The sequence below is a fragment of the Marinovum algicola genome (genome assembly GCF_900109145.1).
In the GTDB taxonomy this organism is placed as follows: Bacteria; Pseudomonadota; Alphaproteobacteria; order Rhodobacterales; family Rhodobacteraceae; genus Marinovum; species Marinovum algicola.
The window spans coordinates 19410-34590 of the sequence record NZ_FNYY01000025.1 but is presented as its reverse complement, the minus strand read 5'-3'; the positions used below and the strand labels follow the sequence as shown (position 1 = coordinate 34590).

Annotated in this window: 9 protein-coding genes; 6 read left to right on the top strand and 3 right to left on the bottom strand. The window is 69.1% G+C overall.

Features of this window, described 5'->3' with window-relative positions; translation table 11 throughout:
* Positions 1-95 precede the first annotated feature (95 nt).
* Positions 96-5531, top strand: a complete 5436-nt coding sequence (locus tag BMW90_RS22575) for an alpha-2-macroglobulin family protein (protein WP_074839527.1) — start codon at positions 96-98, stop codon at positions 5529-5531.
* Positions 5528-7564: a penicillin-binding protein 1C gene (gene pbpC, locus BMW90_RS22570; RefSeq protein WP_074839524.1), complete on the top strand. Its 2037-nt coding sequence runs from the start codon at positions 5528-5530 to the stop codon at positions 7562-7564. The genes BMW90_RS22575 and pbpC overlap by 4 nt, the downstream gene beginning before the upstream one ends.
* A 49-nt stretch (positions 7565-7613) precedes the next feature.
* On the opposite strand, the gene BMW90_RS22565 is transcribed toward pbpC, so the two are convergent.
* Positions 7614-8792, bottom strand: a complete 1179-nt coding sequence (locus tag BMW90_RS22565; RefSeq protein ID WP_074839521.1) for an acetyl-CoA C-acyltransferase family protein — start codon at positions 8790-8792, stop codon at positions 7614-7616.
* 115 nt (positions 8793-8907) lie between these two features.
* Between BMW90_RS22565 and BMW90_RS22560 the strand changes: the two genes are divergently transcribed.
* The 4 genes from BMW90_RS22560 to tdh all read left to right on the top strand — a co-directional run bounded on the left by BMW90_RS22560 (position 8908) and on the right by tdh (position 12415).
* Positions 8908-9477, top strand: coding sequence for a helix-turn-helix domain-containing protein (locus BMW90_RS22560; protein ID WP_074839519.1), 570 nt, complete (start codon positions 8908-8910; stop codon positions 9475-9477).
* Between the two features lie 117 nt (positions 9478-9594).
* Positions 9595-10782, top strand: a complete 1188-nt coding sequence (locus BMW90_RS22555; RefSeq protein ID WP_048533446.1) for a glycine C-acetyltransferase — start codon at positions 9595-9597, stop codon at positions 10780-10782.
* Positions 10779-11384 carry a class I SAM-dependent methyltransferase gene (locus BMW90_RS22550; RefSeq protein ID WP_074839516.1) on the top strand — a complete coding sequence of 202 codons (606 nt, stop codon included), beginning with the start codon at positions 10779-10781 and terminating at the stop codon, positions 11382-11384. The genes BMW90_RS22555 and BMW90_RS22550 overlap by 4 nt, the downstream gene beginning before the upstream one ends.
* The gene (gene tdh, locus BMW90_RS22545; protein WP_074839515.1) at positions 11381-12415 is read left to right on the top strand and encodes an L-threonine 3-dehydrogenase; all 1035 of its coding nucleotides are present in this window, start codon (positions 11381-11383) and stop codon (positions 12413-12415) included. Before BMW90_RS22550 ends, tdh begins: the two co-directional genes overlap by 4 nt.
* 124 nt (positions 12416-12539) lie before the next feature.
* Here tdh and BMW90_RS22540 read toward each other — a convergent pair whose 3' ends face one another.
* Both BMW90_RS22540 and BMW90_RS22535 read right to left on the bottom strand, forming a co-directional pair.
* Positions 12540-14885 (bottom strand): aldehyde dehydrogenase family protein, encoded by a 2346-nt coding sequence (locus BMW90_RS22540; RefSeq protein WP_074839512.1) that lies wholly within the window; start codon positions 14883-14885, stop codon positions 12540-12542.
* Positions 14882-15181: a hypothetical protein gene (locus BMW90_RS22535; RefSeq protein WP_048533443.1), complete on the bottom strand. Its 300-nt coding sequence runs from the start codon at positions 15179-15181 to the stop codon at positions 14882-14884. The genes BMW90_RS22540 and BMW90_RS22535 overlap by 4 nt, the downstream gene beginning before the upstream one ends.

The following is a 15181-nucleotide window of genomic DNA, read 5'->3' as shown; positions in this document are numbered from 1 at the left end:
CGGCAATTGACGCAGCATTGACGCCAGGGCGGGAATCGTTGCCAGGTCGAGCCGGCACATGAGACACTGGTGGCATTTAGCCCGGAGGTCTTTTCATGCGCCGCTTTCTCTTTGCTCTGTCGCTTGTAACCCTTGCCGTGCCGGCGCTGGCCGAGGATATCCTGCCTGACCGGCGTGTGGTCGTATCGCGCGACATCGATTTCTTCGGCTCCGATCTTCAGGCGCTTTTCGATACCTCGCTGGAGGCCTGCCAGCGGATTTGCCTGTCCGACAGCGCCTGCGCCGCCTTTACCTTCAACAGCCGCTCCAACGCCTGTTTCCCCAAGACTTCGGTAAGCGAGCGGCAGGCCTATGAAGGGGCGATTTCCGCCATTGTGGTGCCGACCGATCCCGAGGTTATGGCGCGGGCCGAACCGCGCGCGGGCGATCTGGCCTTTCTGCCGAGAGCCGATCTCGATGCGGCGCTGGCGCAGGCCGAGGGCCTGGGCCAGAGGCACATGGGCGGCAAGTGGACGGTCGAGGTGCTGCTGACCGCCGCCCGCGAGAAAGAGGCCGAAGGCGATCTCGGCAATGCGCTGCACTGGACCGGCGCGGCACTGGCGCAGAGCGATGCCGCCGATCTCTGGGTCGAATATGCCCGCCTGGCGCTGGCCATTGGCGCGGCCGCGGACCGCAGTTCGGAGCAGCGGCAGCTGGCCGACAGCGCGGTGGCGGCCGGCGTCAACGGCTATCTGCGCGCGCCGGCCGAGGCGGGCCGCGTCGCGGCGCTGCTGGTGCTGGCCGAGGCGCTGGAAGCGGCCGGGCGCGGGAAAGAGATGGTGCCGACATTGCGGCTGGCCGAGGCCCTGCTGCCGCGCGCCGACGTGGTGGCCGCGCTGGATGACGCGATTGGAAAATACGGCTTTCGCGTCACCGATCACCGGGTCGAAAGCGACCGCGCCGAGCCGCGCATCTGCGCCGCCTTTTCCGAAGATCTGCTGCGCGCGGGGCTGGATTACACGCCATATGTCCGGCTGCCCGATCCCGGCCTCGTGGTCAGCGCCACCGAGCGGGAAATCTGTGTCGGCGGCGTGGCGCATGGCACGCGCTATGCGATCACCCTGCGCGCCGGGCTTCCGGCCGCGTCCGGCGAACGGCTGACCAGAGATGTGACCCTCACGCAATATATCCGCGACCGCGCGCCGGCCGTCACCTTCAAGGGCCGGGCCTATGTGCTGCCACGGTCGCAGGATGCCGGGCTGCCGATCGAGACGGTCAATCTCTCCGAGGTCGATCTCACGCTGCGACGGGTGTCGGACCGCAACCTCCTGCGCGCCATCCAGGACAGCTATTTCGGCGCGCCCATGGGCTATTACACCGAGCGGCGGTTCGAGCGGGAGGTGGGCGAAACCATCTGGCAGGGCACCGGCGAGGTCGACCAGCAGCTCAATCGCGATGTGACCACCCGCTTGCCGATGGGCGCGGTGCTGGCCGATCAGCCGCCGGGGATCTATGCGCTTACCGCGCGGGTGCCGGGCGAGGATGAATATTCCGACAATTCGGCGACGCAATGGTTCGTGCTCTCCGATCTGGGGCTGGCAAGCCTGTCCGGCACCGACGGGCTGCATGTCTTCATTCGCGGTCTCGGCGATGCGCGCGCGCGCGACGGCGTGGCGGTGCAGCTGGTTTCCCAGGCCAACCGGGTGCTGGCCGAAGCCCGGACCGACGCGGCCGGTCATGTGCGCTTCGACCCCGGGCTGACCCGCGGCACCCAGGGCGCCGCCCCGGCGCTGCTGGTGGCCAAGACCGCCGACGACATCGCCTTTCTGTCGCTGACGGATCCGGCCTTCGATCTCTCGGACCGCGGCGTCGAAGGGCGTGCTCCGGCCGGCCCGGTCGATGTCTTTCTGGCCACCGACCGGGGCGCCTATCGCGCCGGCGAGGTGATCTATGCCACCGCGCTGGCACGCGATGCCCGGGCCAGGGCCATCGAGGGCCTGCCGCTGGTGGCGGTGCTGACCCGTCCTGACGGGGTGGAATACGCCCGCCACCTGTCGCAGGCCCCCCGGGCCGGCGGCCATGTCTTCGAGATGCCGCTGGGCACCACCGTGCCGCGCGGCACCTGGCGGATCGCGCTGCATTCCGACCCCGAAGCGCCCGCCCTGGCGACGCGGAGCGTGCTGGTCGAGGATTTCCTGCCCGAGCGGATCGATTTCGACCTCTCGCTGCCGGAAGGCCGGGTCACCCTGGCCGACAGCCCGGAGCTGACCATCGATGCGCGCTATCTCTTTGGCGCGCCGGGGGCCGATCTGCCGGCCGAGGTCCGGGTGCGGCTCTCGCGCGCCGAGGCCATCGACGGCTGGGAGGGCTACCGCTTTGGCCGGCATGATGTGGCGTTCGATCCGCGCACGCGCTACCTTGAGGGCGATCTGCGCACCGATGCGGCGGGGCGGCTGACCACGCCGCTGAGCTTTCCCGAGATCGACGGCGCGGCGGCAGACCTGCCGATGCAGGCGCAGGTCGTCGTCTCCCTCTCCGAAGGCTCCGGCCGGCCGGTGGAACGCCGGCTGACCCGCGCCCTGGCCGCCGCCGGCCCGGTGATCGGCATCAAGCCGCAATTCGACGGTGTGGTTCAGGAGGGCGGCGAGGCGCGATTCCGGCTGATCGGGCTGGATGCCCGGGGCCAACCTGCCGCGCTGCCGGTGAAATGGACGCTGAACCGGGTGCGCACGCGCTATGAATGGTATCGCCTGCACGGCGAATGGAACTGGGAGCCGGTGGTCACCCGCACCGAGGCCGCCAGCGGCGAGGTCACGCTGGGCGCCATCCCGGTCGAGATCGGTGCGGATGTCGACTGGGGCAATTACGAGCTGGTGGTCGAACGTCAGGGCGACGACGGCTATGTCGCCGCCTCGACCGATTTCTGGGCCGGCTGGTATGCGCCCGCCGATGCCACCGAAACGCCGGATATGCTGGAGCTGTCGCTCGACAAGCCGGCCTATCGCCCGGGCGAGACGGCCACCCTGCGGCTGGTGCCGCGGTATGCCGGCACGGCGCTGATTACCGTGATGTCGCACCGGGTGATCGACATGCAGAGCATCGCGGTCAGCGAGGGCGAGAACACCGTCGCCCTGCCGGTGACCGACGACTGGGGCGCCGGTGCCTATGTCACGGCCACGGTGATCCGGCCGATGGATGCCCCCTCCGGGCAGGCCCCGGCCCGGGCGCTCGGCCTGGCCCATGCCGGCATCGATCCCGGCGCGCGGGCACTCGATGTCTCGCTGATCACCGGCGAGACCTCGGCGCCACGCGGGCCGCTGAGGGCACAGGTGCAGGTCGATGGCATCGCCGAGGGCGAAACCGCCTATGTGACCGTTGCCGCGACCGACCTGGGCATTCTCAACATCACCGGGTTCCAAAGCCCCGATCCCCGAGGCCATTACTTCGGTCAGCGCAAGCTCGGCGTCGAGATGCGCGACCTCTACGGCCGGCTGATCAACGGGCTCGACGGCGCCATGGGGCGGGTCCGCTCCGGCGGCGATGCCGGCGAGGCCGGCCGTTATGACAGCCCGCCGCCGACCGAAGAGCTGGTGGCGCTGTTCTCCGGACCGGTGCAGGTCGGGCCCGAAGGCCGGGCCGAGCTGACCTTTGACATCCCCGAGTTCAACGGCACCGTCCGGCTGGCTGCCGTGGCCTGGTCGCCCACCGGGGTGGGGCAGGCCGAACGCGATGTGCTGGTGCGCGATCCGGTGGTGGTCAGTGCCAGCCTGCCGCGCTTCCTGGCCCCAGGTGACAGCAGCCGGATGCTGCTGGAAATCACCCACGCCGAGGGGCCGGCCGGGCGGATCGACCTCGCGGTCACCGGTGCGGGCCTCGGCCTCGACACCGGGGCGATTCCCGAAAGCCTGATGCTGGGCGAACAGGCCAAGGCGCGGGTTGTCGTGCCACTCACCGCGCAGGCCGCGGGTGACCACGCGATCACCGTCGCGCTGACCACCCCGGCGGGGCAGGTGCTGCGCAAGCGGTTGACCGTGGCGGTGCGCAACAACGATCCCGAGATCTCGGAAACCCGCCGCTTCAGCCTGGCCCCCGGCGAGACCTTCAGCTTTGACGACAATGTCTTTGCCGGGCTGCGCCCGCGCGGTGCCTCGGCGCTGGTCTCCGCCGGGCCGCTGGCGCGGTTCGATGCGCCGCGCATGCTCGCTGCGCTCGACCGCTATCCCTATGGCTGCACCGAACAGATCACCAGCCAGGCGATGCCGTTGCTTTACATGTCCTCGGTGGCCGAGGCGATGGGCCTGACCGAAACGACCCGCATTCAGACGCGCATCGATTCGACCGTTGCCCGCATCCTGACGCGGCAGGCGCCGAATGGCGCTTTCGGTCTCTGGCAGGCCGAGTCGGGCGATTTCTGGCTCGACGCCTATGTCACCGATTTCCTGAGCCGCGCGCGGGCGCAGGGGTTTGCCGTGCCCGATCAGGCCTTTCGCCAGGCGATGGACAATCTGGGCAACCGGGTGAACTACGCCCCCGATTTTGACACCGGGGGCGAGGATATCGCCTATGCGCTGATGGTGCTGGCACGCGAAGGCAGCGCGGCAATGGGCGACCTGCGCTATTACGCCGATGTGAAAGGCCGAGATTTCGCCACGCCGCTGGCCGCCGCGCAATTGGGCGCGGCGCTGGCGATGTATGGTGATCAGACCCGCGCCGATGCCATGTTCCGCATCGCGATGGACAAGCTGACCCCGCCCTCCGAAGCCGAGCCGCCGCTCTACCGGGCCGATTACGGCACCGGGTTGCGCGATGCGGCGGGGCTGTTGTCGCTGGCGGTGGCCGCCGGCTCTTCGGCGGTGGATCGCGCCGCGCTGGTACAGCGGATCGCGACCGCCCGGCCGGAGCTTTCGACCCAGGAGCAGGCCTGGTCGCTGCTGGCCGCCCATGCCATGGTGACCGAGCCCGCGGTCTCCGGCATCCTGCTGGACGGCGAGCCGGTCACCGGCCCGCTGGTGCGCCGGTTCGACGGCGGTGCGGCGCCACGCAGCATCACCAACGGCGGCGATCAGCCCACCGATGTCACCCTTACCACCTTTGGCACCCCTGCCGGTGCGGTCGCGGCGGGCGGTTACGGCTACCGGCTCGAGCGGCGCTATTTCACCATGGAGGGCGCGCCGGTCACCGGTCCGGTGGCCATGGGCACGCGGCTGGTGACGGTGCTGCGGGTGATCCCGGCGGAAGAGACCGGCGCGCGGCTGATGATCGACGACCCGCTGCCGGCGGGCTTCGAGATCGACAATCCGAACCTGCTGCGCTCGGGCGACATTCGCGCCCTCGACTGGCTCGATCCGGTTCCCGCGCGACATGCCGAATTCCGGGCCGACCGCTTTCTTGCGGCGGTCGAACATGACGGCGCGCAGGCCTTCGAGCTGGCCTATGTCGTCCGCGCCATCTCGCCCGGCGATTTCCACCACCCGGCGGCGGTGGTCGAGGACATGTACCGCCCGCAATACCGTGCGCGCACGGCATCCGGGCGGCTGACGGTGACGGAATGAGGCGCTTCGGCCTCTTTGCGCTGGTGCTGCTGCTCTGGGGCGGGGCCGCTGCGCGGGACGGTTTCGAAGATTGGGTGGCCGCCACCGTGCTGCCGCCGGTGCTGGCCGAGACCTCGGTCGAGGTCCGCGACCGCGACGGGCGGCTGCTGCGCGGCTATACGGTCGAGGACGGGCGCTGGCGGTTTTCGGTGACCCTGGACCAGATCGATCCGAAGCTGGTCGCCATGCTGATCGCCTATGAGGACAAGCGGTTCTGGCGGCATCCCGGCGTCGATGTCAGGGCGGTGGCCCGCGCTGTCTGGCAGGCGCTGAGCCATGGCAGGGTGGTCTCGGGGGGCTCGACCCTGACGATGCAGGTGGCCCGGCTGCTGGAAGATAGCGGCACCGGCGCGCTTTCGGGCAAGCTGCGCCAGGCGCGACTGGCGCTGGCGCTGGAGCGGCGGCTGACCAAGCGCGAGATCCTGACGCTCTATTTCACCCATGCGCCCTATGGCGGCAACCTCGAGGGGGTCCGCGCCGCGACGCTGGGCTATTTCGGCAAGGAACCGCGCCGGCTGACCCCGGCCGAGGCCGCGCTGCTGGTGGCACTGCCGCAAAGCCCCGAAGGCCGCCGCCCGGACAAACGCCCGGCCCGCGCGCTGGCGGCGCGCGATCGGGTGCTGGCGCGGATGCGGCGCTTTGCGGTGATCGACGCCGAGACCGCAGCGGCCGCCCGGCGCGAGCCGGTGCCGGCCGCGCGCCGCGATTTCCCGGTGCTGGCGGCGCATCTGGCCGACCGCGCGCGCGAGGCCGCGCCCTTTGCCCCGGTGCATGAACTGACGGTGGACCGCGCCGTGCAGGCGCGGCTCGAGGCGCTGGCGGCGCGGGCGGTGCAGGGCAAGGGCGATCACCTCTCCACCGCGCTGGTGGTGGCCGATCACGCGACCGGCGAGGTGCTGGCTTCGGTTGGATCGGCCGGGCTGGGCGCGGCCGAGACGCGCGATGGCTTTGTCGACATGACCCGCGCCCTGCGCTCGCCCGGCTCGACGCTGAAACCGCTGGTCTATGCGCTGGCCTTTGATCGCGGGCTGGCTCATCCGCAAACGCTGATAGACGACAGCCCGGTGCGCTTCGGGCCTTATGTGCCGCAGAATTTCGACGGTCGGTTTCGTGGCGAGGTGACGGTGGCGCGCGCCTTGCAGATGTCGCTCAACATCCCGGTTGTCCGCATCACCGAAGCCTTGGGTCCGGCGCATCTGATGGCTGCCCTGCGCCGTTCCGGCGCGGAACCGGCCTTGCAAGGTGGACGGCCGGGGCTGGCCATCGCGCTGGGCGGGCTCGGGCTGACGCTGGAGGATCTGGTGCAGCTTTACGCGGCGCTGGCGCGGGGCGGGGCGGCGCGGCCTCTGCATTGGCGCCAGGGCGCCGCCGCCGCCCCGGGAGCGGATGTCACCGGCGCGGTCGCGGCCTGGCAGGTGGGGCAAATCCTGTCGGAGATCGCGCCGCCCCCCGGCGCGCCGCGCGACTGGCTGGCCTACAAGACCGGCACCTCGTATGGCCACCGCGACGCCTGGGCGCTGGGCTATGACGGGCGGCATGTGGCGGGCGTCTGGCTGGGCCGGCCCGATGGCACGCCGGTGCCCGGTGCCTTTGGCGGCGAGATCGCGGCGCCGGTGCTGTTCGAAGCCTTCCAGCTCTTGAAGCCCGCGCCGGCCGATCTGCCGCCGCCGCCGGCGGCGACGCTGTTGGTCCGCAATGCCGATCTGCCGCAGCCGCTGCGGCGCTTTCGCGCCCGCGACGGGCAGTATCGCAGCGGCGCAAGTCGGCTGGAGCTGGCCTATCCGCCCGATGGCGCGGTCCTGGGCGGGGCGGAGGTGACGATCAAGCTGCGCCACGGTACGCCGCCCTTTACCCTGCTGGTGGATGGCGCGCCGCGCGTCACCGCCACCCGCGACCGGGTGTTGCCGGTGATGCTGCCCTCGGCCGGATTCTCGCGCCTGTCGGTGATCGACGGGGCGGGGGCCTCGGTGGCGGCGACGGTGCGGCGGCCGTAGCGCGGTGTCGCCAGGCGGAGGGCGGGGGTTTCCCCCGCCGGTCCCCGCTTCAGACGCGTTCGATGGCGAGCGCGATGCCCTGGCCGCCGCCGATGCACATGGTGATCAGCGCGGTCTTGCCGCCGGTCCGCTCCAGCTCGTAGAGCGCCTTGACCACCAGGATCGCCCCGGTCGCCCCCACCGGATGGCCCAGCGCGATGGCGCCACCATTGGGGTTCACCTTGGCGGCATCGAGCCCAAGCTCGTTGTTCACCGCCAGCGCCTGCGCGGCAAAAGCCTCGTTCGATTCGATCACGTCAAAGGCGTCGAGCGTGAGGCCGGTGCGCTCCAGCAGGTTGCGCACCGCCGGCACCGGGCCAATGCCCATGACCTCGGGCCGCACCCCGGCATGGGCATATCCCAGAACCCGGGCCTTGGGGCGCAGCCCGGCCTTTTCGGCCGCCGCGCTCCGCGCCAGAACCACTGCCGCCGCGCCGTCGTTGATGCCCGAGGCGTTGCCCGCAGTGACGCTGCCATCCTTCTGGAACACTGCGCGCAGCCCGGCCAAGGCCTCGGCGGTGGTGCTCTTGGGGTGTTCGTCCACTTCAAAGGCCACCATGTCGCGTTTGACCCGCACCTCGACCGGGGTGATCTGCTCGGCAAAGCGGCCTTCGGCGATGGCCCGTGCGGCCCGCTGCTGGCTTTCCAGCGCAAAGGCGTCCTGATCCTCGCGGCTGATCTGGTGCTCGGCGGCAACGTTTTCCGCCGTCACCCCCATGTGGCCGGTGCCGAAGGGGCAATGCAGGGCACCGAGCATCATGTCGAGCGTGCGGATATCGCCCATTTTCTGGCCGAAACGCTGCGACGGGTTGATGAAAGGCGACCGGCTCATGCTCTCGGCGCCGCCGGCAACGGCGAAATCGGCATCGCCCAGCATCAAGGATTGCGTGGCCGAGGCCACCGCCTGGGCGCCCGAGCCGCATAGCCGGTTGACGTTCATCGCCGGGGTGGTCTCGGGGATACCGGCCTCGATGGCGGCGGCGCGGCTGAGGTACATGTCGCGCGGCTCGGTGTTGATGACATGGCCAAAGACCACGTTGCCGATCTGGCCGGGCTCGACCCCGGCGCGCGCCATCGCCGCTTTGGTGACCTGGGTGGCCAGGGCGATGGGCGGGGTGGCGGCCAGCGCGCCGCCGAAGGTGCCGATGGCGGTGCGGGCGCCGCCGAGAATGACGATATCTTCAGACATGTGCTTTCCTCTCTCCGATTCTGGCCGGAGTATGTCGGCCGCCGCCGCCGCTGTCAGCAGAACGTGGGGTCACTGCCCGCTTGAACTGCCACAGGTTTCGCCCCACTATTCCGCCATGACGGATACATCAGACGATATTCTGGCGCTGCTGCCGGCACGGCTCAAGGAGGCCCGCCGGGCGCAGGGCCTGTCGCTCGACGCGGTGTCGAAGCTTTCGGGCGTGTCGCGGTCGATGGTGAGCCAGATCGAACGCGGCGAAAGCTCGCCCACCATCGCCACCCTGTGGAACCTGACCCGCGCGCTCCAGGTGGATTTTGCCGGGCTGCTGGAAGAAGAGGCGCAGGCCAACCGCATCGAGGTGCTGCGCGCAGACCAGATCCCGACAATCGACAATATGGGCGCGGGCTGTCGCATCCGCATCCTCTCGCCGCCCGAGGAGGCCGGGCGCAACGAGCTTTACGAGCTGCGCTTTGACGAGGGCGGCCGGCTTGACAGCCAGCCGCACAAACGTGGCACGGTCGAGATCCTGAGCGTGATCAGCGGCACGGTCGAGATCACCTCTGACGAGGCAAGCGCGCGGCTCGCCTGCGGCGACAGCGCGCGCTACGCCGCCGATCTGCGCCATTGCATCCGCGCGGTGGATGGGGATGCCAAGGTGTTCCTGGTGGTGCAGGACAGCGGGTAGGGGGTGCAACCCCCGTCGGCGATATCCGGTATACTGGATTTATTCCGCTAATCCGAAAATCCGCTATTTCGGATAGTCGTCTGTTGTGCTAGAAGGGGTGACGAAAGGAGTCGCACCATGGCGCAGGCATTTCTGGAACATCTCACCGACACGCTGTCACAGATCGAGGCAGACGGGCTGAAAAAGGTCGAACGGCCGATTTCCGGCCCGCAGGGTGCCCGAATGCAGGTGCAGGGCCGTGAGATGATCAATCTCTGCGCCAACAATTACCTCGGGCTGGCCGATCACCCGGCGCTGATCGAGACGGCGAAACAGGCGCTCGACAGCCACGGGTACGGCATGGCCTCGGTGCGCTTCATCTGCGGCACGCAGGAACTGCACCGTGCACTGGAGCAGAAGCTCGCCAGCTTTCTCGGCCAGGACGACGCGATCCTCTTTGCCGCCTGTTTCGATGCCAATGGCGCGGTCTTCGAGCCGCTGCTGGGGCCGGAAGACGCGGTGATCTCGGACGCGCTCAACCATGCCAGCATCATCGACGGCATCCGCCTGTGCAAGGCGCGGCGGTTCCGCTACGCCAATTCCGACATGGCGGATCTCGAGGCCAAGCTGAAAGAGGCCCGCGAGGGCGGCGCGCGGCATGTGATGATCGCCACCGATGGCGTGTTCTCGATGGATGGATACCTGGCGAAGCTGGGCGAGATTCGCGCGCTGGCCGACCGCTATGACGCGGTGCTGATGGTCGACGATTGTCACGCCACCGGCTTCATGGGTCCCGGGGGCGCTGGCACCCCGGCCCATGCCGGGGTTTCTGCCGATATCCTCACCGGCACGCTGGGCAAGGCGCTGGGCGGGGCGATCGGCGGCTATGTCGCGGCGTCGCAACCGGTGGTGGACCTGCTGCGCCAACGCGGCCGGCCATATCTCTTTTCCAACGCGCTGCCGCCGGCGGTGGTGGCCGCCGGGATCACCGCGCTCGATCTGGTGGCGCAGGGTGACGACCTGCGGGCGCGGCTGTTCGAGAACACGGCCTATTGGCGCGCCGGGCTGGAGCGGCTGGGGTTTGACCTCTTGCCCGGCGAACATCCCATCGTGCCGGTGATGCTGGGCGAGGCCCGTCTGGCGCAGGAGATGGCGGCGCGGCTGTTCGACGAGGGGGTCTATGTCTCGGGCTTCTTCTTTCCGGTGGTGCCCAAGGGGCAGGCCCGGATCCGGACACAGATGAACGCTGCGCTGACCCGCGCCGATCTGGATGAGGCGCTGGGCGCCTTCGAGCGCGCCGGCCGGGCGGTGGGGGTGCTGCCATGAGCGGATTGGCCGGAGAGGCCCTGGCGCTTTATGCCGCGCACGGGGCGGCGCTGATCGACCGCTACGACAGGGTCGACAGCGCCACGGTGCTGGCGCCGGTGATGGCGCATTTCCCCGGGCCCCCGGCGCCGGTGGCCGACATCGGTGCCGGCACCGGGCGCGATGCCGCCTGGCTGGCGGCGCAGGGCTATGCCGTGACGGCGGTGGAGCCGACCGAGAGCCTGCGCAGTGCCGGCCAAGCGCTACACCCGGGGCTGAGCTGGCGCGACGCGCAGCTTCCGAAGCTGGCCGGCCTGGCGACGCGGGGCTTTGACGTGGTGCTGCTCAACGCGGTCTGGCATCATCTTGATCCGGCGGATCGCGATGCGGCCCTGCGGCGGGTGACCGAGATCCTCCGCCCCGGCGGCCGGGCCGTCGTGGCCCTGCGACATGGCGCGGAGGGGCAGGGGGTCGCGGCCCTGGACACCGAGACGGAAGCCGCGCGGGCGGCGGCGGCCGGGTTCGAGACCCTGGACCGCATCGACACCGGCGCCAGGGCGGGTGAGCCTGCCTCGGCCGGCATCACCTGGACCTGGCTGATCCTGGAAGGAGCACGGACATGAGAAACGACATGAAAGCGCTGGTGAAGGCCGAGGCGCGCGAAGGGCTCTGGATGCAGGATGTGCCGGTGCCGGAAATCGGCCCCGACGACGTGCTGATCAAGGTGCACAAGACCGGCATCTGCGGCACTGACGTGCATATCTGGAACTGGGACGACTGGGCGCAAAAGACGGTGCCGGTGCCGCTGGTGACCGGCCATGAATTCGCCGGCGAGATCGTTGAGATCGGCCACCGAGTGGAAGACCTGGCCATCGGCCAGCGCTGTTCCGGCGAGGGCCATCTGATCGGCAAGCATTCGCGGCAATCGCGCGCCGGCAAGTTTCATCTGGACCCGGAAACCCGCGGCATCGGCGTCAACGAGCAGGGCGCCTTTGCACAATACCTGCGGCTGCCCGCGTTTAACGTGGTGCCGCTGCCGGACGAGATCGACGACGAGATCGGCGCCATTCTCGATCCGCTGGGCAATGCGGTGCACACCGCGCTGAGCTTTGATCTGGTGGGCGAGGACGTGCTGATCACCGGCGCCGGCCCGATCGGTATCATGGCGGCGGCGGTGGCGCGCCATGTCGGTGCGCGGCATGTGGTGATTACCGATGTGAACCCCGAGCGGCTGGCGCTGGCCGAAAAGGTTGCCGATGTGGTGCCGGTGAACGTGGCCGAGCATGACCTCAACGACGTGAAAGCGGGCCTGAAGATGAAGGAAGGCTTTGATGTGGGGCTCGAGATGTCCGGCAATCAGCGCGCCTTGGACCAGATGGTCGAGGCGCTGGTGATGGGCGGGCGGATCGCGCTCTTGGGCATTCCGCCGGGCAAATCGCCGGTCGACTGGAGCCGCATCGTCTTCAAGGCGATCACCATCAAGGGGGTCTATGGCCGCGAGATCTTTGAAACCTGGTACAAAATGATCGCCATGCTGGAGAACGGGCTCGACGTGCGCGGGGTGATCACCCATCGCTTCAAGGCGGCAGAGTTCCAGGAGGGGTTTGCCGCCATGCGCTCTGGCAACTCCGGCAAGGTCGTGCTGGAGTGGTAGGGGCCGGAGCGCCCGGGCAGGTGGGTTGCAAACCCACCCTACCGCCCGTTCATCAGCCCCGCCATGCGCTGAGGGGTAGGGTGGGTTTGCAACCCACCCTCACGCCCCACACCCGCGCCGGACTTCACGCGCCGTAGGGCACCCAGATGTTCTTGACTTCGGTCGCCGCATCGAGAAACGCCCGGCCTTCGCCCTCGGCGCCGAACCAATCGCGCTTGCGGCCGTTGTTGACCCAGGTGCGCTTGAGGTTCGCCGCCGCGCCCCGCTCGATCGCGCCCGAAAGATCGCTGGAGGAGAAGCTCCAGACCGCATCGACATCCATGTGATCGGCCAGCGTCTTGGCCAGCTCGCCATGGCTGCCGGTGAGGATATTGACTACCCCGCCGGGCACATCCGATGTCTCGAGGATCTGGTAGAAATCGGTGGCCGCCAGCGGAAAGGCCTCGGAGGCCACCATCACCGTGCGGTTGCCCATCGCCATCGCCGGCCCGATCACCGAGACCAGCCCCAGAAGCGGCTGCGCATCGTCGCAGAGCGCGCCGATCACGCCCACGGGCTCGCGCATGGCGAGCGCCACGGCGCGGATCGGCACATTGTGCACCTGACCGTCGAACTTGTCGGCCCAGGCGCCGTAGGTAAAGAGCCGGCTGATCGCCGCCTGCACCTCCCTGGCGCCATCCTTGCGCCCGGTCAGCGCCTCGATCCGGTTGGCAAATTCATCCGCCCGGGCCGAGAGGTTCTCGGCGATGTAATAGAGGATCTGCGCCCTGAGATGGCCGGTCGTCGCCCCCCAGGAGGCCGCGCCCTTGGCGGCCTCGACGGCGTTCCTGACATCCTTGCGATTGGCCAGGCTGACATGCCCCAAGAGCGCGCCCTCGGGGCCATGGACGCCGCGCGAATAGCCGCCGTCGGGCCGCGCCTGCTTGCCGCCGACATAGAGCTTGGCGGTGCGGTCGAGCGGATCGCTGGGGCCGGCGTCGCCCTTGAAGGCGATGACCTCTTCCAGCTTGTCCGCTTTGCCGCCCGGCCGGGTATAGGCGCTCATGCCTTCCCAGCCACCTTCGCGGCCGAAACCGCTCTCGCGCACGCCGCCAAAGCCGGCGGCGGCGTCGAACATGTTGGTGCCGTTGATCCAGACCACTCCGGCGGCCAGCTTGGGCGCGATGTCGAGCGCGACATTGATGTTCTCGCTCCACAGCGTCGCGGCCAGGCCATAGCGGGTGTTGTTGGCGATCTGCACCGCCTCTTCCGGGGTGCGGAAGGTGGTGCCGACAAGCACCGGGCCGAAGATCTCGTCCTGCATCAGCGCGTCGGACGGGTGCAGCCCGGTGATCAAGGTCGGCGGATAGAAACAGCCCTCTGACGGCAGCTCGACATTGGCGCGATAGATTTCGCCCGAGGTGTTGCTGTCGACCATCTTCGAGATGGTCTGCAATTGCACCGGATCGACGATGGCGCCGACGTCGATGCATTTGTCGAGCGGGTTGCCCATGCGCAGCTTGTCCATCCGCGCGCGCAGCCGGCTGTGGAAGGTCTCGGCGATGCCCTCCTGCACGATCAGCCGCGAGCCGGCGCAGCAGACCTGGCCCTGGTTGAACCAGATCGCATCCACCAGCCCCTCGATGGCGCTGTCGATATCGGCATCCTCAAAGACGATGTAAGGCGACTTGCCGCCCAGTTCGAGCGTCAGCGCCTTGCCCGATCCGGCGGTCGCGGTGCGGATCGCACGGCCCACCGGGGTCGAGCCGGTAAAGGCCACCTTGTCGATGCCGGGGTGGCTGACGAGGGCTTCACCGACCTCGCCATCGCCGGTGACAATGTTGACCACGCCGCGGGGCAGGCCGGCCTGGGTGCAGATGTCGGCAAACAGAAGGGCGGTCAACGAGGTGTATTCGGCGGGTTTCAGTACCACGGTATTGCCCGCCGCCAGCGCCGGGGCGATCTTCCACGCCAGCATCAGGAGCGGGAAGTTCCACGGGATGATCTGGCCGCAGACACCATGCGCTTCGCGGCCCGGAAGCTCGGCCGCCATCAGCTGCGCCATGCCGGCGTGATAGTAGAAATGCCGCTGCGCCAGGGGAATGTCGATGTCGCGGCTCTCGCGGATCGGCTTGCCGTTGTCCAGCGTCTCGAGCACCGCGAAGAGCCGGGAATGTTTCTGCAACAGCCGCGCAATGGCATAGAGATAGCGCGCCCGCCCGTGGCCCCCGAGACCGGCCCAGCCCGGCTGGGCGGCGCGGGCGGCGGCGACGGCGTCGTCGATCTCCGAGGGGATCGCCTGGGTCAGATCGGCCAGGGTTTCGCCATTGGCAGGGTTTCTGGAGTGGAACTCGCCGCGCGCCGCGGTCCAGTCGCCGTTGATGTACATGCCGAAGCGGCTGCCCTGATCGACAATCCAGGCCAGAGCATCGCCGGCGCTTTCGGGGGCGGGGCCGTAATCCATGGTGTCGAAGATCTCTTTCACGGTCATTGCGGCGTTCCTTTCAGAACAGAATAGAGGGTGTAGCCCAGCCAGAGAAACGCCAGCGCCCAGATCGCCCGCTGCACCCAGCGGGTGCGGTGGTGCAGGGCGGCATAACGGCGCAGACCCTCGGGCAATTCGCCTTCCGAGGGCGGCGTAAACAGCGGCTCGGGCCCCAGCAGGCGCTGCATGCGGGTCGGCAGGTCGCGCACGGCCCGCCGGATGCGGCCCCGGCGCCACTGCGCGCTGCCCATGACAAGCAGGGCAAAGAAGGCGAAGGCCGCGGTTTGCGGGGACAGCTGCAT

Coding starts and splice junctions, on each gene's coding strand:
- BMW90_RS22550 (WP_074839516.1), top strand. CDS start 10,779: ATGAGCGGATTGGCCGGAGAGGCCCTGGCGCTTTATGCCGCGCACGGG.
- BMW90_RS22535 (WP_048533443.1), bottom strand. CDS start 15,181: ATGCAGCTGTCCCCGCAAACCGCGGCCTTCGCCTTCTTTGCCCTGCTT.
- BMW90_RS22560 (WP_074839519.1), top strand. CDS start 8,908: ATGACGGATACATCAGACGATATTCTGGCGCTGCTGCCGGCACGGCTC.
- BMW90_RS22565 (WP_074839521.1), bottom strand. CDS start 8,792: ATGTCTGAAGATATCGTCATTCTCGGCGGCGCCCGCACCGCCATCGGC.
- BMW90_RS22555 (WP_048533446.1), top strand. CDS start 9,595: ATGGCGCAGGCATTTCTGGAACATCTCACCGACACGCTGTCACAGATC.
- BMW90_RS22575 (WP_074839527.1), top strand. CDS start 96: ATGCGCCGCTTTCTCTTTGCTCTGTCGCTTGTAACCCTTGCCGTGCCG.
- pbpC (WP_074839524.1), top strand. CDS start 5,528: ATGAGGCGCTTCGGCCTCTTTGCGCTGGTGCTGCTGCTCTGGGGCGGG.
- BMW90_RS22540 (WP_074839512.1), bottom strand. CDS start 14,885: ATGACCGTGAAAGAGATCTTCGACACCATGGATTACGGCCCCGCCCCC.
- tdh (WP_074839515.1), top strand. CDS start 11,381: ATGAGAAACGACATGAAAGCGCTGGTGAAGGCCGAGGCGCGCGAAGGG.